This window comes from Thalassotalea euphylliae (genome assembly GCF_003390395.1).
GTDB classification, from domain to species: Bacteria; Pseudomonadota; Gammaproteobacteria; order Enterobacterales; family Alteromonadaceae; genus Thalassotalea_F; species Thalassotalea_F euphylliae_C.
This window is the reverse complement of sequence record NZ_QUOV01000001.1, coordinates 1,305,267-1,324,824: the sequence shown is the minus strand read 5'-3', so window position 1 is coordinate 1,324,824 and position 19,558 is coordinate 1,305,267. Positions and strand designations below refer to the sequence as shown.

Genomic DNA, 19,558 nt, shown 5'->3' with positions numbered 1-19,558 from the left:
AATCAATAACCATAAGGAAAAACAAAATGTTAACTTCTATTCTAATGTCAATCTCAATGTCACTAACACAACCTGCTATTGTAGATACAGAACAAGTTGTTGATGGCGATTCAGCCACTTTAGTTAGCCAGAAGCGTCGTGAATCACGTATTAGCCAAAAACGTCGTGAGTCTCGCATTAGTGAAGAGCTTGAGTTAGCAAGCCAAAAGCGTCGTGAATCGCGTATTAGTCAAAAACGTCGCGAATCTCGCATTAGTGAAGAGCTAGAATTAGTTAGCCAAAAACGCCGTGAGTCTCGTATCAGTCAAAAGCGTCGTGAGAGCCGTATTTAATGATTAACTTTATTAAATCGCTTTTTCATAAAAAACATCACGAAAATTCAATTGCGGCTAAGATTGAATTTAAAGAAGCACCTGCTTCGACGTGGTGGAAATAAAAAAGCTAGTCAATTAATCGTCGCATTGACGTCGGCCATTACTTGAAAACAGTTAAGTAGTCGTTAATAGCTATACAGTTAATCAAATAATATGCGACAAGGAAGTTCGCTTATCAGTTATTAGCATATGCTCAAAGACAAGAAAGGAAATTCATAATAGCTACTGCAACCCAGCGGAAATCTATTTAGAGAGCCATATAAGAAGCTAAGTAGATACTTAGCATAATCCAAGCAACTGTCCGCTTAAAATAAGCTCAAATCCAGCTCAAAAAAAAATGAGTATAGCGACCTAGAAAATCGTAAGACAATAGCCGTTAGGCTTTAAATATTAAGTAATTAAACCCAAACGCTTTATTCACTTTCATACGTTTTTTCATACAAAACATTGGCCATAACGCTGGCCCAAAAACTAAGCCACCCAACGCCCAACGTCTGCGCCCTAAACCATTTGATAGTGCTTGGCAGTAAAAAAATAATGAAGAAACTAAAGAGCAGACAACCACTAGCAACAACATAATACAACACCCATCACATACTAAGTCGAAAAGAGAACGAGGCTAAGATCGCAAGCCACTTAGTGCTTTAGCTAAGTGCTAAACTTGAAAAGTACTTAACTTGATAAGTACTAAGCTAAAAACAAGCGAAACCTGCTGACGAAAAAACGAGCAGAAATATAACAAAACTCGATGGGGATGAAAAGCAAATTGAGTAATTATTCTACAAAAAAAGAGCTCGTGTTCGATAAAACATGAGCTCTTTTTAGCGTGTTAAATTAAAGGTGCCAATTTAAAGGCAGGTCTGCAAAGTGCTGATAGCTAGTAGCAAGTAGTGCCCTGCTCTGCCATATCAACGAGTGCTTGGCATGGCTTATAACGCTCACCGTGCTGCTGTGCCCACTGATTCAGTTGGTTAACAATGTTAACCGCGCCAACTTTATCGATATAACGGAATGGACCGCCTAAGAATGGTGGAAAACCAATACCAAAGATTGCGCCAATGTCACCATCGCGTGCATTACGCACAACACCTTCATCTAAACAGCGCATAGCTTCGTTTAACATCATGTAAACACTACGCTTGGCAATTTCCTGCTCTGTTAGGCTGCCACTTGGGGTAATGCCAAGTAAGCCGTATATGGTTTCATCCACTTGTTTTTTACCTTTTTTGGCAGCTTTGCCATACAGGTAAAAACCCTTGTTTGACTTTTTGCCTAATCGACCGTCATTGATTAATCGATCAAAGGCCTCAGGCGCAGTGAAACGCTCGCCTAATTCAGCGGTTAAAATTGGCGAGATTTTAGCACCAATATCAATACCAACTTCATCAAGTAACTGCATTGGCCCAACAGGGAAACCAAATTTAACCAGTGCTTTGTCGAGTTTCTCAATTGGCTCACCAGCAAGTAACATACGCGCTGCTTCGTTCATGTATGGCGCTAATATACGGTTAACAAAGAAGCCCGCCTTGTCTTTCACCACAATTGGGGTTTTACCTTGCTTTTTGGCAAACGCCACTGTCGTTGAGATAGTTTGATCTGAGGTTTTCTCGTGAGCAATAATTTCTGCCAATGGCATTTTATCGACAGGAGAAAAGTAATGCAGACCAATCACATTCTCAGGACGCTCCGCTTTTTCAGCGATTTGGCCAATTGGCAGGCTTGAGGTGTTACTGGCAAAAATCGTTTCAGGCTTACAGTGTTGCTCAACATCAGCAACCATTTTTTGCTTTAATGACAAGTCTTCAAATACCGCTTCAACGACAATATCAGTGTCATTAAAGCCAGAGTAATCTAACGTGCCTGTAATAGCTGACATTTGCTTTTGCATTTCACTGTGACGCATAAAACGGCGCTTAACTTTCTTATTCAGTAAATCAAAACTGTATTTAAGCGCGGCATTAATGCCATTGTGTGCGATATCTTTTACACGCACTGGCACTTTCGCTTTGGTTGCGGTAACAAAAGCAATACCACCGCCCATCAAACCGCCACCTAGCACGCCAGCTTTAGCCACCTTTTCAGGAGCTACACCTTCAACACCATCTTCTTTTTTCATTTCTGTGGTAGCAAAGAATAAGTTACGCAGCTGCTCAGACTCTGGCGTCATCACCAAGTGGCCAAAATGATCGGCTTCCACTTGGTAACCCATCGCCGGTGAGTTTTCTGCACCAGTGCGCACACAATCAATAATTTTTAATGGTGCAGGGTAATTGCCCTTAGTTTTCGCCAACACTGATTTACTCGCTTGATCAAAAACAATTTTGCGACCAAATGAGTTACCTTCAAGTAACTTATCCATTAACGAGCGTTTCAGCTGCTTAGCTTTAACTTTGCCTGCTAACGCCAGTTTTTCAGCGGTTGCAACCAAAATAGTATTCGGTACAACATCATCCACTAACCCAGCTTTTAGTGCTTGTTTAGCACGCAGCTGTTTGCCCGTCAGCATCATATCTAATGACTTTTGAATACCAACAAGCTTAGGTAAACGCTGGGTGCCGCCGCCACCTGGCAATAAGCCAAGTTGCACTTCAGGTACACCTAATGCCGTTTTCGGGCTATCGCTACAAATACGTGCATGACACGCCATAGCTAGCTCTAAGCCGCCACCAAGACACGGGCCATTAATGGCGGCAATAATTGGCTTAGGAAACTTCTCCATTTGATCGAAAACCATCTGCCCCTGACGAGACAAGGTAGTTGCCTCTTCTGCCGTGGTGCAGCTAGCTAACATGTTAATATCAGCACCCGCGACAAATGAATCGGCTTTACCACTAACAATCACAACACCAGTAATACTGCTATCGTCTTTGATCTCTTTTAGCATTTCAGTGACTTGCTCACTAAATTCTGCCTTAAGCGTGTTCATGGTTTCGCCCGGTACATCCATAATCAAATGGGCGATACCGTTTTCTTGACGCACTAGCGAAAATACGCTGTTTTCGCCAGCTTGAGTCGTTGTTTCAGTCATTAGTCTGTCTCCACAATCATGGCAGCACCTAAACCACCTGCAGCACACGCCGTGGTTAAGCCAACACCGCCGCCACGACGATTTAATTCATTAAGTGTTTGGGTAATTAAGCGAGCACCTGTTGCCGCAAATGGGTGACCATACGCTAGTGAACCGCCCATCACATTGAACTTGTCCATGTCGATTTCACCAATCGCCTTGTCGCGACCTAAATGCTCTTTAGCAAACTTAGTCGAGCCAAACATCTTCATATTTGCTAACGCTTGCGCTGCAAACGCTTCATGCATTTCAATTAATGTTAAATCACTTAATTCCATACCCGCGCGCTTTAAGGCGATTGGCGTTGCGTAGCTTGGCCCCATCAGCATGTCTTCCCAAACATCGATAGCAGCAAAACCATAGCTTTTAATATAACCAAGCGGCTTGTAACCTAGCTCTTTGGCACGCCCTTCCCGCATCAACAATACCGCAGCCGCACCATCGGTTAACGCTGTACTGTTCGCCGCCGTTACTGAGCCATGTTTGCGATCGAACACCGGACGAAGCTTGGCGTAACCCGCTAACTCTGAGTTTTCGCGAATACAGTTATCTTTTTCAATAAATGATTTATGAGGCTGAGGGTGCGCCGCCATCACTTCGTTATCAAGCTTGCCAGCCGCCCAGCTTTCAGTTGCTAACACGTGTGAGCGATGCGCTAACTCATCTTGAGCTTGGCGAGTAATGCCATGCGTTTTCGCCATTTGCTCTGCCGTTTGTCCCATTGAAAGGCCGGTCGAGTATTCAGCAACAGCAGGTGGTACAGGCAATAGGTCTTTCAAGCCAAGTTGTCTAACTAGCGCAAACTTTTGCCCCATGGTTTTCGCTTTTGATAAATCCAATAGCGTTTTCGCCAGCTTTTTCGTCACCCCAATTGGTGCCACTGATGAAGAATCAGCGCCACCAGCAATACCGACATCAACCACGCCAGCCATAATCGACTCGGCAACATTGACAGTAGATTGGAAGCTAGTAGCACAAGCGCGTGAGACACTATAAGCATCGGTATGCACGTTCATTCCGGTCCCTAAGACAATTTCTCGGGCGATATTAGGTGCTTCGGGCATTTGCACCACTTGACCAAACACGAGTTGGTCTACAATTTTCGGATCAATGTCATGCTTTTGCATGAGCTCATTAACCACCATTTTTCCTAGGTCTACGGCAGGTACGCCATGAAAGGCTGTTGCCTGTTTAGCAAAAGGCGTACGTAAGCCTGCGACAACGGCAATACGCTCTCCTTTTGGGGTCGCTATGGTATGGGACATTGTTTATCTCTCTTATTTAAGAGGTCTGACCTCTTTGGGTTTTCTTCAATTTTAACGCTTAAGATATTTTTTTCAACTTTCCCCTGTTTAGGGCATGTTGGTCATGACAACGACACGCACTAATTTTCTTACAAGTTTGTGCTTGTAATAAATAGTTTGAACCTTATATAACAAACAGCGTCATATTCTCGGCAGTCACTAACTTTTCCCTTAGTGTTGTCGTAAATACATAAAAATAGAAGATAAATAGTAAACAATTCTTATGACTATCGAGCATTTTTCAACTCTTAAAGAGCACTTATCTCAACAAATTATTGGCCAGCAAGATATGGTCGAAAACCTGTTAATCGCCCTACTCGCTAACGGTCATTTAATTGTTGAAGGCCCACCAGGACTTGCCAAAACTCGCGCCGTAAATGCGTTAGCGGATGGCTTAGAGGCAGATTTTCATCGCGTTCAGTTTACCCCTGATCTCTTGCCTGCTGATTTAACTGGTACCGATATTTACCGCCCAGAAGATGGCACCTTTGTGTTCCAGTCTGGTCCATTATTTAGAAACCTAGTTTTAGCCGACGAAATCAACCGTGCCCCAGCGAAAGTGCAATCAGCACTGCTTGAAGCCATGGCTGAAGGGCAAATTACCGTCGGTCGTAAAACTTATCAATTACCCGAGCTGTTTTTGGTGATGGCAACCCAAAACCCGCTAGAGCAAGAAGGTACTTACCCACTGCCCGAAGCCCAGCTTGATCGCTTTTTAATGCACCTTGATGTCAGCTACCCAGACGCTGCCAGTGAGCTAGAAATCTTAAAGCTCAATCGTGGCGAAGCATTAAAAACTGAAAGCAAGCCACTGCGTACATTATCGCAAGAAGAAATTTTTGCCGCCCGTGAAGAAGTCTTAAAAATTCATATGGCACCTGCGGTTGAGCAATATATTGTCGATTTGATTATTGCCACTCGCCAGCCGGAAAAATATGACGACAAGTTAAAACAATGGTTAGCCTTTGGCGCCAGCCCACGTGCCACGATTGCCCTAGATCGCTGTGCCCGTGCCCGTGCCTGGTTACATAATCGCGACTTTGTCAGCCCAGAAGATGTTCAGGCCGTTGTTCATAACGTACTAAGACACAGATTACTGCTAACTTACCAAGCCGAAGCCGAAGGCGTGACCACGAACCAAGTGATCAGCCACTTATTATCTTTGGTGGCAATCGCTTAGTGGGTTTGTGATGAAGTGGTTTAGTCGCGCCGCCGACACAAGCAAGTTTGCCGCAATAACGCAAACCTTAAACGAGTTACAAAGCGATGGCCTGACGCTCAGTATTGAAGAGCTCTTGCGCTATCAAAGTAAAACCCGCTTGATTGATATAAAAGCATCGCGCAATCAGCAATCACGTATGTCTGGCAATTACTTATCGCGCAGTAAAGGCCGTGGTATGGAATTTGACGAAGTGCGTCATTACCAGCACGGTGATGATATTCGGGCGATTGACTGGCGTGTAACCGCACGTACCGGAAAAACGCATACCAAGCTTTATCGTGAAGAAATTGAGCGCCCTGTGCTGGTTGCAACCGATTTGAGCACCAGCATGTTATTTGGTAGCCAGTTGTTGTGTAAGTCAGTACAAGCGGCCCATATTGCCGCCCTTGTTGCATGGCACGCAAAAGCACGAGGCGACCGATTAGGTGGCATGGTATTTAACGAAACCACCCACCAAGAATGCAAACCTCGCTCGCGCAAGCAAGGGGTATTACATTATTTGCATCACTTAGAAACGATGCATGCCGCCAGTTTTGCTAATCAGCAAGCCCTAGCGGCTCAAGATTTTGTTAGCGCATTTGCCGATAACTGTCAGCGCCTAAGACAACTAGCTAAGCCCGGAAGCTTAGTGTATTTAATTACCGACGGGCATGCGATTGGCAGCGAAAGTGTTCGCCATTTATCGCAATTAAGTCGCCACTGCGAGCTGATTGTTTGCTTGATCACTGATCCATTAGAAGTGGCGCTGCCAAGTTCTGCTCAGCGCCTCAACGTGGCAATGACAGACGGTGAGCAACGTCAACAGGTAACCTTGGGCGATCTGCACGCCGCGCAAACTTATCAAACCAAAGTTGACAGCTTAATGGCAGCGCGTAAACAGCTGTTTCGCCAAGCAGGTGCAAGGTTGCTGACCTTATCTGCGGGGGAGTCACTCGAACAACAACTGATAGACGGAGCACACCAATGGATCCGTTAGCGCAACTTAAAGATATTCACCTGCCTGAGCAAGTGACTAACTTGCCGATTGCGCCCGGTTGGTGGCTGCTATTGGTGCTTATTATTGGCTGCATTGTGTGGGCCGTGCTAGCGTTTATTCGCTATCGTAAAGAGCGTAAAACAAAGCGACAAATCCTAACGGCGCTATCAAGCTCAACAACATTAGAAAGCAGCAATCAATTGCTAAAATTAGCGCTGATTAGTTACTTTCCACGGCAAGAAACAGCCAGCTTATTTGGCCGTGAGTTAAGAGCCTTCTTAGTTGCCGCGCTGCCGTTGAAAAAACAAGCAAGCTTTGAACAACTGATGCCACAAGACCTTAGCGATATTTATCAAGCCAATACGCAGTTAAGCCTAGTTAAATTTAACCAAGCAATACGCTTTTGGTTAACTCATGCACTACCTGCAAAAAAACATGCTTTAGCTGCCGCCCCTAACAAAAATAGAGATGACAAAAACAGAGATAACAAAAACACAGCTAACGAAAGCAACGTGAAACAAACGATGAAAACAACTACTCGAGGTCAAGATGATTAGTTTTGCTTGGCCTTACTTATTATTGGCGCTGCCACTGCCACTGTTGGTGTATTTTTTACCGGCAAAGCGCCAAGCACAAGTTGCAGCCTTAAAAGTCCCAGCACTTGTCACAGGGTTAGATGCGGGTGCACGAGCGGATACCAATAAAAAACTTCCGATATTCGTATTGTCTTTGGTTTGGCTGTTATTAGTTCTTGCCGCCAGCCGCCCCCAATGGTTAGGTGAGCCCATTGATATTCCAACCGAAGGCCGTGAAATGATGATTGCCGTTGATTTATCCGGCAGTATGCGCGTTGAAGATATGGAGCTAGGCGGCAGTACCGTGAACCGCCTACAAATGCTTAAAGTACTACTTGGCGATTTTATTGAGCGCCGCGTTGGCGATCGCCTTGGGCTAATTTTGTTTGGTGACGACGCTTATATGCAAACTCCGATGACCTTTGATCGCGAAACCGTTGGGCAAATGCTCGATGAAACAGTACTTGGTTTAGTTGGCCAAAAAACCGCGATAGGCGACGCGATTGGCCTTGCGGTAAAACGCTTTGAGCAAAAAGAAGAGTCAAACCGTGTGTTGCTTTTACTCACCGATGGTCAAAATACCGCAGGAAGAATTACCCCAGAGCAAGCATTGGAACTAGCCGTTGCCAAAGGCATTACCATTTACACTATCGGTATTGGCGCAGATGTTATGCTGCAACGCTCGCTTTTTGGCATGCGCCAAGTTAACCCGTCCAGTGAGCTAGACGAGAAAACCTTAACTGAACTTGCTGAGCAAACGGGTGGTCGTTATTTTCGTGCTCGTGACAGCGAATCAATGGCGCAGATATATCAATTGCTCGATCAGCTAGAGCCTGTTGAGCAAGATCAACAACAAATGCGCCCGCTGACCGCCCTGTTTTTCTGGCCACTTGCGTTAGCTCTGATTATCGCGTTACTGCATTTAGTGTGGCTTAACCTGCCTACTGGCCGCTTATCTAGAGATTCGGGAGCCTAGTTATGTCAGAATTTCATTTTATTCGACCACTGTGGTTAATCGCCCTACTCGCACTACCGCTAATTATTTGGTTAGTCAAACGCTTGCAAGTGAGTCACAGCGGCTGGTCTAACATTTTACCGCCACATTTGGCAGTACGCATGATGGAGCAAGGTGGCCCAACCAAAGGTTTATCCGTTGTTCCCGCCAGCCTGATTTTTATATTAGCGACAGTCGCTTTGGCTGGTCCAACATGGCAAAAGTTGCCCCAGCCAGTTTATCAAGTTGAACGTGGCTCAGTGATTGTCATGGATATGTCCTATTCCATGTATGCCACTGACTTAGCGCCTAACCGCTTAACCAGAGCCCGTTTTAAGGCCGTTGATTTACTCGACAACCTGAACGAAGGAGACATAGGTTTAGTAGCTTATGCTGGTGATGCATTTGTTATTAGCCCGCTAACTCAAGATATCAATAACATTAAACTATTATTGCCATCGTTAAGCCCAGAGTTAATGCCAGCACTAGGTAGCAATCCGTTAGCTGCACTTGATCTTGCCCAGCAGATGCTAGCCAATGCGGGGCATGTTGAAGGGGATATTTATTGGTTTACCGACGGTATCGACCAAGAAGACGTTAAAGATTTAAATGATTGGTCAGCTCAATACCCGCATACGGTTAATATACTTGGCATTGGCACACGAGCAGGTGCCCCCATCAAATTACCAAACGGTGAACTGATGAAAGATGATCGCGGTGCTATTGTCGTGCCGAAATTATCAGATCAATTCTTATATGGCGTTGCCGGTAAAAGTAGCGGCGAGTACCAAACGATTCGCAGCGACAGCTATGATATTGACGCTTTAATTAGCAATGCTAAACGAGTGCAGGATAAAGACAGTACTGATAGCGATGAACTGGTCGAAAGCGAGCAAAACTTAGGCGATCAGTGGCAAGAAGCAGGTCCTTACTTACTGGTTGTTGTACTTCTTTTACTGCTGCCTTATTTTCGCCGTGGCTTACTCTTGGGCGTGTTACCCGCATTACTATTATTAACGCCAAGCGAGCAAGCAATGGCGATTGACTGGCAAAGCTTATGGCAAACTAAAGATCAACAAGGACAAAAAGCGTTCAACCAGCAGGAATTTGAGCAGGCTGCTAACACTTTTAACGACCCAATGTGGAAAGGTTCTTCACTGTATAAAGCGGGCAATTATCAGGCTGCTGCTGAGGCATTTGGTAAATTGGAATCCGCGCAAGGGTACTACAATCAAGGTAATGCGTTAGCCAAAATGCAACAGTTTGACGAAGCCATTAACGCTTATGAGCAAGCGTTAGCACTATCACCGGAGCATAGCGATGCTCAGGCTAATAAAGCCTTAATTGAGCAGCTGAAGAGTCAGCAAGAAAACCAGCAGCAAAATCAACAAAACTCAGATCAGAATCAGGACAACCAACAAAGCGATCCGCAAAAAAATCAGCAAGAAAATCAGCAACAAAACGATCAGCAAGGCCAAGGCTCACAAGGTGACGAATCGCAAAGTCAGCAAGAGCAGCAAAATGATGCGAGCCAAAATGATGAGCAACAGGGCAATGACCAACAAAATTCGAGTCAGCAAAATAGCCAAAATGACCAGCAAAACAGCTCAGATAGCAGCTCTCAGCCACCAGAGCAGCAAGGGCAAGACGCTGCACAAAATGAACAGCCGCAAGATAGCGCTGTAAGTGATCAGCAACAGGAAGAGTCAACAGATAATGCGCAGCAGCAGGCTCAAGCCGCAACAGCAGGTGAACAGCCGATTGATCAAGAGCAAGCACAAAAGCATCAGCAATTACTGAAAAAAGTGACCGACGATCCTTATTTACTACTGCGTAATAAAATGCAGCTGGAATACCAAAAAAGACGCCAAGAAGGTTCAAACAACGGAGTTAAGAAAAAGTGGTAAGAATGTTATGGCTAGCAGCCTTGCTAATGCTAGGGCTAAGTTTTTCACCAGCAAGCCAAGCGCTAACGAAAGTCACCGCCAGTGTCGATAAAAACCCAGTCACGGTTAAGGAGTCTGTGGTACTGACCGTTGTCGCTGATGATGATGTTGACGCTAATGCACTTGATACTTCGCCACTACTTGCCGATTTTATCGTTGGTCGCACATCGGTTAGCTCACAAACTAGCATGGTGAATTTTAACACCACACGTACGACCACTTGGCAAACCGTGCTTATCCCTCGTCGGATGGGAAATATCACCATTCCTACCCTATCGATAGAAGACCAATACACGACTCCAATCACACTGACAGTGCTTGATGCCAATGACCCTGCAGCGAGCCAGCAGCGAGACGTATTTATTACCGCACAAGTTTCAAATACCGAAGTTTATGTGCAACAAATGCTGACGCTGACCGTCAATATTCATATTGGCGCTGAACTTAAACGCGGCAGTTTAACCGAGCCAGAGCTTGAAGGGGCAACCATTGTTCAAGTGGGCAAAGACAAGGAATCAGATACCCGCGTTAATGGTAAACGTTATCGCGTAATTACCCGTACTTTTTCAGTCACGCCACAGCAAAGTGGTGATTTTGTGCTGCGCTCGCCAATGTTTAGTGGCGAAATTATGATGCAATCTAGTCGCCGCTCTAACTTCCTAAGCTTTGGCGAAAGCAAGGCCATCAGCGTGTTAGGTGATGAGTTGCCAATCAAAGTAAAACCTATGCCGGCAAGCTTTATTGGCCATTGGTTACCGAGTGAATTACTAACTTTGCACGAAGAATGGCAATCAGAAGGGACTGGTACAAACTATACAGTGGGTGAACCTATCACCCGCACCATTACATTAACCGCAGTGGGTGTTAGCGAAGAACAGCTACCAGATATTGAGCTAACTGCGTCAAGCGGTATTAAAATCTATCCAGATCAACAAACGACACATGCAAATGCCACCAATGGCCGCCATGTTAGCCAAGCGGTGAGCAATTTTGCCATTGTCGTTAGTCAGCCTGGTGAATACACCTTGCCAGAGGTGGAAGTGCCTTGGTTTAACACCATCACTAATCGCGTCGAAACGGCGACATTGCCAGCTAAAACGATTCAAGTAGTCGCAGGTGAACAAACTATTAGCCCCGCTGTTGCCTCAACAAGCCCTATCGCTAGCAATAATTTTTCACCTGCTTCAGGTAAAAGCGTAACGGTTTATCAAACGCATTGGTTGCAATGGTTATTTTTAGGTTTATGGGTGGCGACGAGCCTAGCTTGGCTTATCACAGAATTAGTGCGCCGCAGTCGAAGTAACCGTCAAGACAAGTCACCTCAGGCGACACCAAGCACCGTTAGCAATGCACAGCTTGCCTTGATTGCGGCTTGTAAGCAGCAAGATGGCCACAAGGCAATTAGTTTGTTGGTGCCATGGTTCAATCAAGTAAACAAAAGCGACAACCAAGCTACCAAGATTGAAACCATCGCAGAGTTAAAACAGATTAGCCAAGACACTGAACTGCAGATGGCGATTGATGAATTACAACGTTATTGTTTTGCTGCAAATACGCCAGCAGGCCAATTAAATTGGTCGAGTAAAGCGCTCGTTGCTGCCGTCAATCGAATCAGTAATCAGCAACAGAGTAAATCAGCTAGCCCCCTCCCCTCGCTAAATCCTTAAATTGACACCAATTTGCGGCTGATAGGAGCACTTTTTTCTGTCTTATCAACCGCGTTCCGGTTAAGCTAGCACTATATGCAGTGGCGCTAGCTGTCCGGATCCTCAATGATAAAAAAAATTCGAAATAATTTAACCGATGCTAAGGTCTCATCCAGCATGAGTACAAAACAAGTTAGATACGAAGCCTTAGTTAAAGCGTTACACACAGATTTATTCCGTTATGCGTATTGGTTAACTCATGACAAACAAGTAGCGGAAGATTTAGTGCAAGAAACCTTTTTAAGAGCTTGGCGTGCCCTAGACTCGTTGAAAGACGAAAAAGCCGCTAAGTCGTGGTTGATCACTATTCTACGTCGTGAGAATGCGCGTCGTTTTGAGCGTAAACGTTTCGACATGGGCGAATATGAAGAAGCATCGATTACCGATCATCTCTCAACGAGTACTGAGCAAGAAATTGAAAACCATTGGCTGCGCGAGCGCATCGCAAAAATGCCTGAAGAATACCGCGAGCCACTAGTGCTTCAGGTAATTGGTGGTTTTAGTGGCGAAGATATCGCTGAAATGCTTGGTCTTAACAAAAACACCGTCATGACACGGTTGTTTCGAGCGCGTAATCAACTTAAAGATGCTTTAGATAAAGAACCATTGAAAAGAGGTAACTACAGTGGATGATTTGCAGTTTAGGCGACATTTGTATGCTGCACCCAATAGCCAAGATCCCGAATTTTTAGCAGCTAAGCAAGCGGATGAATCACGCGCGCAGTTTGCTCAAGAGATTGAAGAATTAGACAGTAAAATTGCCAGCGCATTAAAAGTGCCTGTGCCTGAAGATTTATGCAATAAGCTGATATTGCGTCAAGCTATGGCAAGCCACCAGCAGCAAAAACGTAAAAACCGTATTCACTTAGCTCTTGCGGCCTCAGTTGCATTTGCTGTTGGGTTAACGGTGAACATGCTGCAGTTTTCTAGCGCTTACGACAACTTAGGCGACTATGCCATGGCGCATGTTTACTACGAGCAAGATCATTTTAGCAATGATATGTCTGCCGATATAACTTTGGCCTCGTTAAACTCTAAAATGTCAACGTTCGATGGCAATTTCACAGAAATGCTAGGTCAGTTAATTGCTGCTGACTACTGCCGCTTTGATGGCATTAAAAGTTTACACTTAGTGTTTCAAGGTGAATCAGAGCCAGTAAACGTTTTCATTGTACCTGAGCGCAGTGAAGTCGCTTTTGCGGAAGCTTTTAGTGATAAAAAGCTCAATGGTAAATCGTTTAAGCACGGTAAAAACCAAGTGGTTATCGTGGGTGACAAAGCCGAGCCACTGCAACAATGGAAAAAGAATCTTAGCAAGAACATTCAGTGGTCTACCTAAAAACTGCTTTTTCCTACCTAGCTTCAACCAGCATTATTGAGATGTTACCCGCAAAAGCTGGTTGAAGTAGCACCCAAATATGATTCTTGTTAGCATGGCTGGATTATCCGTCATCTAGCAAGAATAATATTATGACCATTGCCCTTCCAACGTTAGTCACTTTTGTTGGCTATTTACTCGCAACACTAACTATTGGCTTTATCGCCTACCGCGCTACTGATACGTTAAGCGACTATATCTTAGGCGGCAGACAACTTGGTCCAGCCGTAACTGCACTTAGCGTTGGCGCATCAGACATGAGTGGCTGGCTGCTACTTGGCTTACCTGGCGCTATTTACCTATCTGGTGCCAGTGAAGTCTGGATTGGTGTTGGTTTGGTTATCGGCGCTTTTCTAAACTGGCTGATAGTCGCGCCGCGTCTGCGCCAATTTACGGCGAACGCCAATGACTCGCTAACGCTCCCCGAATTTTTTGAAAACCGCTTTAACGACAAATCCCACATACTGCGCTTTATTTCAGCAATCACTATTCTGTTATTTTTCACTTTCTACGTATCCTCAGGCTTAGTTGGTGGCGCAATTTTATTTGAGAAAGTGTTTGGACTTGAGTACACCCATGCGTTAATTATTGGCGCACTAGTGATTGTTACTTACACCTTTTTAGGCGGCTTCTTAGCGGTCAGTTGGACCGACTTTTTTCAAGGTTGCTTGATGCTAATTGCACTTATATTTTTGCCCATCGCCGCGATCAGCACCTTAGGCGGGCTAGAGCAAACAGCCACCAGCCTTGAAGCTATTAACCCAGATTACGATAACCTGTTTAAAAACTTTACCTGGCTAGGATTTATTTCCTTAATGGCCTGGGGACTGGGCTATTTTGGTCAGCCACACATATTAAGCCGCTTTATGGCGATTCGCTCTACTCGCGACATTCCCACCTCACGTAATATCGCTATGATCTGGATGGTGATCTCGCTTATCGGCGCCTTAGCCGTTGGTCTAGTTGGCCTAGCATATTTTGCCGAACAACCATTAACGAACCCTGAAACGGTATTCTTACAATTAGCATCAGCTATTCTAAACCCTTGGGTTGCAGGCTTACTCATCGCGGCAATTTTATCGGCGATTATGAGCACAATCGATTCACAGCTGCTCGTATGTTCCAGCGTGATCGTTGAAGATTTTTATAAACACATTGGTAAACGCAATGCGAGCGAGCGTGAATTGGTATGGTTATCACGTCTGTCATTAGCCGCAATCGCCATCGTCTCAACCTTAATTGCGACAAATCCAGAAAGCAGCGTGCTTGATTTAGTGAGTTATGCATGGGCGGGCTTTGGCGCAGCATTTGGGCCAACGGTAATTTTAGCGCTATTTTGGCCAAAATTTAATAAGTTTGGTGCCATCGCAGCGATTGTTTCAGGTGCGATAACCGTTGTTGCTTGGAAACAAGCTAGCGGCGGCATTTTTGACTTATATGAAATTGTCCCTGGCTTTATTATCGCTTTTGTCGCTGGCTATTTAGTCAGCCGATTTGTAGATGCTAGCAATACCGAGCCAGAGCAAATTTTTAATCGTTTACAACAAACCGACGAGCTTGGCTAGCCTTAACCAAAGCCTTAACCAAAGCCTTGTGTGTTAAAGTGAGTAACGCCCTAGTGCAGCCTAGGGCTATTGAAAGTTGTAAGTGGTTTTGCATAGCGTAAGCAGCTAAATATTGCACGGTGCTAGATTGATTTGCTTGCGTTAAATAGAAGATAAAATAAGACAAAACATTGGCTATCTAATAAGCTTTCACTTATAGTGCGTACAAAATTAAATTTGGCTCTATCCGTTGTTTTTAGTCTACTTTTGCAGGCATTCAACAACGAGAGTTGGCTGTTATTAAACCTCAATTGATAGCATTTGTGGTACAAATTGGTTTTGTGGGCAATGCTTACCTTATGTAGTGATTGCTCTTAACACAGATTGAACAGCAATAAAGAATTTCGGAAAGGATTTTTACTCGATGTATTTTTATGCAGCGCGTCAACCAATACTAGATAAAAACAAAAATCTCTTCGCCTACGAATTATTATTTAGGGATAGTATCGACAATGTTTTCCCTGAAATAGATGGTGATGAAGCAACCAGCAAAATGGTTGAAGCTAGTCAATTTAGCTTAGGAATTCATGAGTTTACAGGTAACAAACCTGCTTTCATCAACTTCACATTGGACACCTTGAGCAAAGGTTACCCAACAATGCTAACAAAAGAAGAAGTGGTTGTTGAGATTTTAGAAACCATCAAGCCTGGTAAAAAGTTGCTCTCTTTGTGCCAAGATCTTCACAAGCAAGGCTACACATTAGCGCTAGATGATTATATTCATCAAAATGTTTGGGCGCATTTTTACCCATTTATCAAAATCATCAAAATTGATATTCAAGACACTTCGCTTGAGCAAATTCAAGAGATAAAACAAGCCATTGCTAAGTATCCACATATCCAATTATTAGCGGAGAAAGTGGAAACCTACGAAGAATACAACCAAGCACTTGAATTGGGATTTGAATACTTCCAAGGCTATTTCTTCTCGAAGCCTGAAATGGTGAAAACAAAGAACTTATCACCTTCACAAATAGCCATGGCAGAGCTTTTATATGAAACAAGCAAGCCAGAGCTAGATCTTGCCAGCATTACTTCAGTATTTGAGCGTGATGTGACGCTTTCATACAAGCTATTACGCTATGCTAACTCACCAATTTTCAGACGCCGTAGTGAGATTGCCACCATCAAACAAGCTTTGGTGATTTTAGGCTCAGCAGAGCTTAAGCGTTTCATTGGCTTAATGTTCGCTGCCAATGTTAACCCAGATAAGCCGTCAGAGCTGATCAATTTGTCCATGGCACGCGCTAAATTCTGTGAACAAATCGCTGATATTATGAATCCAAGGCTAGATAGCTCAATCGCTTTCTTAACGGGTTTATTATCTTTGATTGACGCTATATTGGATGAAGATATTGAAACCGTGCTAGAGAAGCTACCACTGTCACAAGAGATTAAAGATACCCTATTAACGAAAAAAGGTGTCATGGCAGCACTGATTAAGCTACTAGAGCTGATAGAGCGCGCGCAGTGGGACAAAACCAGCTTAGTCATGGACAAGTTGCAATTAGATAAAGAGCAAACGGTTGAGTTTTATAACCAAGCTCTTGCTTGGGCGGACGAGCAAGCGCAACAGGTGAGCTAAAGCAGAATGAAGCTCGCGGTATATGCAGCTGTAATCATATAGTTTAAATCGAACCCAATAGTTTAAATCAGAAACGAACAAAAAGAGCGCCGATGGCGCTCTTTTTATTTAGGTTAAAGTTTAAGCTTGTTGAATAGCTATATCTATAGCAGCATGGCTATAGCTTTATGACTACTCATAACCGTTAGGATTATTTGATTGCCAGCGCCATGTATCTTTAATCATGGCATTAAGGTTCAGTTGCGTTTGCCAACCAAGCAGTTCTTGCGCTTTAGTCGCATCGGCAAAAACGGTAGCAATGTCGCCAGCCCTGCGCGGCACAATTTGATACGGTATATCTTTACCGCTAATAGCTTTAAAGGTTTCAACGATTTCTAATACCGATGTACCATTGCCAGTACCCAAGTTAATTGCATGACAACCTGATAGTTCACTAAGCTTATTTAGGGCTTTTACATGACCTTGAGCTAAATCAACCACATGGATGTAATCACGCACTCCTGTGCCATCTGGCGTATCGTAGTCATCACCAAATACACTTAATTGCCCTAAGCGCCCAACAGCGACTTGAGCTACATAAGGTAATAAATTATTTGGGATGCCCTTAGGGTTTTCGCCAATTAAACCTGACTCATGAGCACCAATTGGGTTGAAGTAGCGCAAGTTAACAATTGACCACTCAGGGTCACTTTTCGCTAAGTCCTGTAAAATCAGTTCTATCATCAGCTTAGTTTGGCCATATGGGTTAGTTGCTGATGTTGGCATAATTTCGATTAGGGGAGACTGATTATGCTCGCCGTAAACAGTTGCTGACGAGCTGAAAACCAAGCGTTTACAGTTGTGCTTTGCCATTACTTCAAACAAGTTCACAGAGCCTGTGACATTGTTGTGGTAATAGCTAAGTGGAATTTGTGTTGATTCTCCCACCGCTTTTAAGCCGGCAAAGTGGATTACGGCGTCAATGTCGTATTCCGTAAAAACTTGTTCAAGGTCTTCACGACTACAAATATCTCCTTTGAAAAACTTTGCCTGTTTGCCGGTTATTTTTTCAATTCGAGCTAATACCGCTTCTGACGCATTGGCTAAATTGTCAAAAATCACTACTTCTTGGTTTAGCTGCAACAACTCTACAACAGTATGGCTGCCAATATAGCCCATACCGCCCGTTAACAATAAACTCATGTTATTCTCGCTTTCCTGCTTTAATACAATTCGCTTAGCCGTAATAAGCCGTTAGCGTATCAATAAACGTCGCTAATTGCTCGCGTGGCAACTGATTAATACCCGCAGCAGCGGCTCTACCGCCACCAGTTGCAAACTGGGTACAAACGTTGTCGGCTCCTTGGCGATTTGTCAGCGGTGCGCGTAAACTCACGGTATAGCTATCATCACTATTTTGCGTTAAAACCGCGTGCGCTTTGTCAGGCGATTGATTAGCAAGATCATTGCCCAGCCCCCCACTAACCCTTCTGGCCCAAGCTTCATCGGGTAGTTCAATGACTTTAGCGATATTATCATCGTGATGACATATCGCCTGAGCAGCATTTGCCATGTCTTGCTGATAAGCGCTTTCTAATTGATAAAACACCGAGTCTTTGTCATCTCTTAACTCCAATGGATTGGCATAGCCAACTAACGTTTTAAAAAGCTCTGCAGGTGGTATATGTAAATCATCAATCGTGCGACCATAGCCGTTATAGTTAACATAAATGCCAAGCGCCTTTAAGAACGTTTGGTCGTGTTCACTTACTTGATGTTGCGCTGCCAAGGCTATTGCAGACTTATTCATGTTATCGCCAAACGCTGCGGCAATCGCCCATAAATAGTGAGCGTGATTAAGGTGTTCATTGACTAGCAAGCTCGTACAAGTATTGGCATCTAAATCGATGATCGATTGCAAATATGAGCTATCAGGAATATTGCCTGAGCGGTGGTGATCAACGTAAAAAACTGGCTTTTTTGCTGCCAACAAACTCGCTAAACCATCGGCATTTTTTTCCATTGAAATATCTAGAGTTGTCACCGAGGTCACTTGCTCAATATCAAGTTTTGCGAGCAGCGCAATATCACGCTTAACGCCAGTCACCAAAACACTCTCTTTTGGTTCAGCAAGGCGCAACTGAACTAAGGCTAGAATGCCATCTGCATCACCATTAAAGACATCAAAATGCATGTTACTTCCTCTTGTTAGACTTAATTGAGTTTCGCCTGATTAAGCCAAATAGCCTTGCTCAGCCAAGTAATTAACAATTTGCAGGGCGCATTGTTCTATCTCTTGCTCTGCTGTTTTAACATGCAGCTCTGGCGCCTGAGGCACGTCATAGGCCGAGTCGATGCCAGTAAAGTCTTTAATTTCACCTGCCCGCGCTTTTTTATACAGACCTTTAGGATCGCGTTGCTCACAAACTTCAATCGGTGTATCGATAAACACTTCGATAAACTCGCCTGCAGCTAACAAGGCTCGTGCTTGCGCACGATCTTCTTTAAATGGCGAAATAAACGCGGTTGAGACAATTAACCCCGCATCAATAAACAGCTTACTAACTTCACTAATACGACGTATATTTTCGATTCTATCTTCATCACTAAAGCCCAAGTCTCCATTAAGTCCGTGGCGAACATTATCACCATCAAGTAAATAAGTGTGGTGGCCGCGTTCAAATAGTATGGCGTCAACCGCATTCGCAACGGTTGATTTGCCAGAGCCGCTAAGACCCGTATACCAAAGTAGACATGGGCGCTGTTTTTTCTGCTCGGCACGTTGTGTTTTTATCACTTGTTGTTGGTGCCATACCGTATTTTCTGTTTTCATCGGTGCGCGTTGCTC

Annotated in this window: 16 protein-coding genes; 11 read left to right on the top strand and 5 right to left on the bottom strand. The window is 44.2% G+C overall.

Going from position 1 to position 19,558, the window contains the following annotated elements; genetic code table 11:
* Window positions 1-26: 26 nt before the first annotated feature.
* Window positions 27-332 carry a hypothetical protein gene (locus DXX92_RS05920; protein WP_115999614.1) on the top strand — a complete coding sequence of 102 codons (306 nt, stop codon included), beginning with the start codon at window positions 27-29 and terminating at the stop codon, window positions 330-332.
* Window positions 333-1,251: 919 nt separating this feature from the next.
* Here the strand turns inward: DXX92_RS05920 and fadJ are convergent.
* Complete coding sequence (gene fadJ, locus DXX92_RS05910; RefSeq protein ID WP_115999612.1) at window positions 1,252-3,402, bottom strand: fatty acid oxidation complex subunit alpha FadJ; 2,151 nt, start codon at window positions 3,400-3,402, stop codon at window positions 1,252-1,254.
* A complete protein-coding gene (gene fadI, locus DXX92_RS05905; protein WP_115999611.1) occupies window positions 3,402-4,706 on the bottom strand; it encodes an acetyl-CoA C-acyltransferase FadI in 1,305 nt (434 codons plus the stop codon). The genes fadJ and fadI overlap by 1 nt, the downstream gene beginning before the upstream one ends.
* A 262-nt stretch (window positions 4,707-4,968) precedes the next feature.
* Here fadI and DXX92_RS05900 point away from each other — a divergent pair, with 262 nt between their 5' ends.
* From DXX92_RS05900 to DXX92_RS05855, 10 genes are all read left to right on the top strand, one after another.
* Window positions 4,969-5,925 (top strand): AAA family ATPase, encoded by a 957-nt coding sequence (locus DXX92_RS05900; protein ID WP_115999610.1) that lies wholly within the window; start codon window positions 4,969-4,971, stop codon window positions 5,923-5,925.
* A gap of 10 nt (window positions 5,926-5,935) precedes the next feature.
* A complete protein-coding gene (locus DXX92_RS05895; protein WP_115999609.1) occupies window positions 5,936-6,943 on the top strand; it encodes a DUF58 domain-containing protein in 1,008 nt (335 codons plus the stop codon).
* Complete coding sequence (locus tag DXX92_RS05890) at window positions 6,931-7,500, top strand: DUF4381 domain-containing protein (RefSeq protein WP_115999608.1); 570 nt, start codon at window positions 6,931-6,933, stop codon at window positions 7,498-7,500. The genes DXX92_RS05895 and DXX92_RS05890 overlap by 13 nt, the downstream gene beginning before the upstream one ends.
* Window positions 7,493-8,494, top strand: coding sequence for a vWA domain-containing protein (locus DXX92_RS05885; protein ID WP_115999607.1), 1,002 nt, complete (start codon window positions 7,493-7,495; stop codon window positions 8,492-8,494). Before DXX92_RS05890 ends, DXX92_RS05885 begins: the two co-directional genes overlap by 8 nt.
* A 2-nt stretch (window positions 8,495-8,496) precedes the next feature.
* Window positions 8,497-10,419, top strand: coding sequence for a vWA domain-containing protein (locus DXX92_RS05880; protein WP_115999606.1), 1,923 nt, complete (start codon window positions 8,497-8,499; stop codon window positions 10,417-10,419).
* 2 nt (window positions 10,420-10,421) lie between these two features.
* Window positions 10,422-12,125 carry a BatD family protein gene (locus tag DXX92_RS05875; protein WP_115999605.1) on the top strand — a complete coding sequence of 568 codons (1,704 nt, stop codon included), beginning with the start codon at window positions 10,422-10,424 and terminating at the stop codon, window positions 12,123-12,125.
* Between the two features lie 105 nt (window positions 12,126-12,230).
* Window positions 12,231-12,797 (top strand): sigma-70 family RNA polymerase sigma factor, encoded by a 567-nt coding sequence (locus tag DXX92_RS05870; protein WP_115999604.1) that lies wholly within the window; start codon window positions 12,231-12,233, stop codon window positions 12,795-12,797.
* On the top strand, window positions 12,790-13,503 hold the full coding sequence (locus tag DXX92_RS05865; RefSeq protein WP_115999603.1) for a DUF3379 family protein: 714 nt from the start codon (window positions 12,790-12,792) through the stop codon (window positions 13,501-13,503). The genes DXX92_RS05870 and DXX92_RS05865 overlap by 8 nt, the downstream gene beginning before the upstream one ends.
* Window positions 13,504-13,634: 131 nt before the next feature.
* Window positions 13,635-15,107, top strand: a complete 1,473-nt coding sequence (putP, locus tag DXX92_RS05860) for a sodium/proline symporter PutP (protein ID WP_115999602.1) — start codon at window positions 13,635-13,637, stop codon at window positions 15,105-15,107.
* Between the two features lie 403 nt (window positions 15,108-15,510).
* A complete protein-coding gene (locus tag DXX92_RS05855) occupies window positions 15,511-16,731 on the top strand; it encodes an EAL and HDOD domain-containing protein (protein ID WP_115999601.1) in 1,221 nt (406 codons plus the stop codon).
* A gap of 171 nt (window positions 16,732-16,902) precedes the next feature.
* Here DXX92_RS05855 and galE read toward each other — a convergent pair whose 3' ends face one another.
* Genes galE through cysC form a run of 3 tightly spaced genes read right to left on the bottom strand, consistent with a single transcriptional unit; the run spans window position 16,903 to window position 19,543 of the window.
* Window positions 16,903-17,913, bottom strand: coding sequence for a UDP-glucose 4-epimerase GalE (galE, locus tag DXX92_RS05850; RefSeq protein WP_115999600.1), 1,011 nt, complete (start codon window positions 17,911-17,913; stop codon window positions 16,903-16,905).
* A 34-nt stretch (window positions 17,914-17,947) separates the two neighbouring features.
* On the bottom strand, window positions 17,948-18,904 hold the full coding sequence (locus tag DXX92_RS05845) for a DHH family phosphoesterase (RefSeq protein ID WP_115999599.1): 957 nt from the start codon (window positions 18,902-18,904) through the stop codon (window positions 17,948-17,950).
* Between the two features lie 39 nt (window positions 18,905-18,943).
* On the bottom strand, window positions 18,944-19,543 hold the full coding sequence (cysC, locus tag DXX92_RS05840) for an adenylyl-sulfate kinase (protein WP_115999598.1): 600 nt from the start codon (window positions 19,541-19,543) through the stop codon (window positions 18,944-18,946).
* Window positions 19,544-19,558: the final 15 nt, after the last annotated feature.

Coding starts and splice junctions, on each gene's coding strand:
- DXX92_RS05870 (WP_115999604.1), top strand. CDS start 12,231: ATGATAAAAAAAATTCGAAATAATTTAACCGATGCTAAGGTCTCATCC.
- fadJ (WP_115999612.1), bottom strand. CDS start 3,402: ATGACTGAAACAACGACTCAAGCTGGCGAAAACAGCGTATTTTCGCTA.
- galE (WP_115999600.1), bottom strand. CDS start 17,913: ATGAGTTTATTGTTAACGGGCGGTATGGGCTATATTGGCAGCCATACT.
- DXX92_RS05855 (WP_115999601.1), top strand. CDS start 15,511: ATGTATTTTTATGCAGCGCGTCAACCAATACTAGATAAAAACAAAAAT.
- DXX92_RS05845 (WP_115999599.1), bottom strand. CDS start 18,904: ATGCATTTTGATGTCTTTAATGGTGATGCAGATGGCATTCTAGCCTTA.
- DXX92_RS05900 (WP_115999610.1), top strand. CDS start 4,969: ATGACTATCGAGCATTTTTCAACTCTTAAAGAGCACTTATCTCAACAA.
- DXX92_RS05880 (WP_115999606.1), top strand. CDS start 8,497: ATGTCAGAATTTCATTTTATTCGACCACTGTGGTTAATCGCCCTACTC.
- DXX92_RS05890 (WP_115999608.1), top strand. CDS start 6,931: ATGGATCCGTTAGCGCAACTTAAAGATATTCACCTGCCTGAGCAAGTG.
- DXX92_RS05920 (WP_115999614.1), top strand. CDS start 27: ATGTTAACTTCTATTCTAATGTCAATCTCAATGTCACTAACACAACCT.
- DXX92_RS05875 (WP_115999605.1), top strand. CDS start 10,422: ATGTTATGGCTAGCAGCCTTGCTAATGCTAGGGCTAAGTTTTTCACCA.
- DXX92_RS05885 (WP_115999607.1), top strand. CDS start 7,493: ATGATTAGTTTTGCTTGGCCTTACTTATTATTGGCGCTGCCACTGCCA.
- cysC (WP_115999598.1), bottom strand. CDS start 19,543: ATGAAAACAGAAAATACGGTATGGCACCAACAACAAGTGATAAAAACA.
- DXX92_RS05895 (WP_115999609.1), top strand. CDS start 5,936: ATGAAGTGGTTTAGTCGCGCCGCCGACACAAGCAAGTTTGCCGCAATA.
- fadI (WP_115999611.1), bottom strand. CDS start 4,706: ATGTCCCATACCATAGCGACCCCAAAAGGAGAGCGTATTGCCGTTGTC.
- putP (WP_115999602.1), top strand. CDS start 13,635: ATGACCATTGCCCTTCCAACGTTAGTCACTTTTGTTGGCTATTTACTC.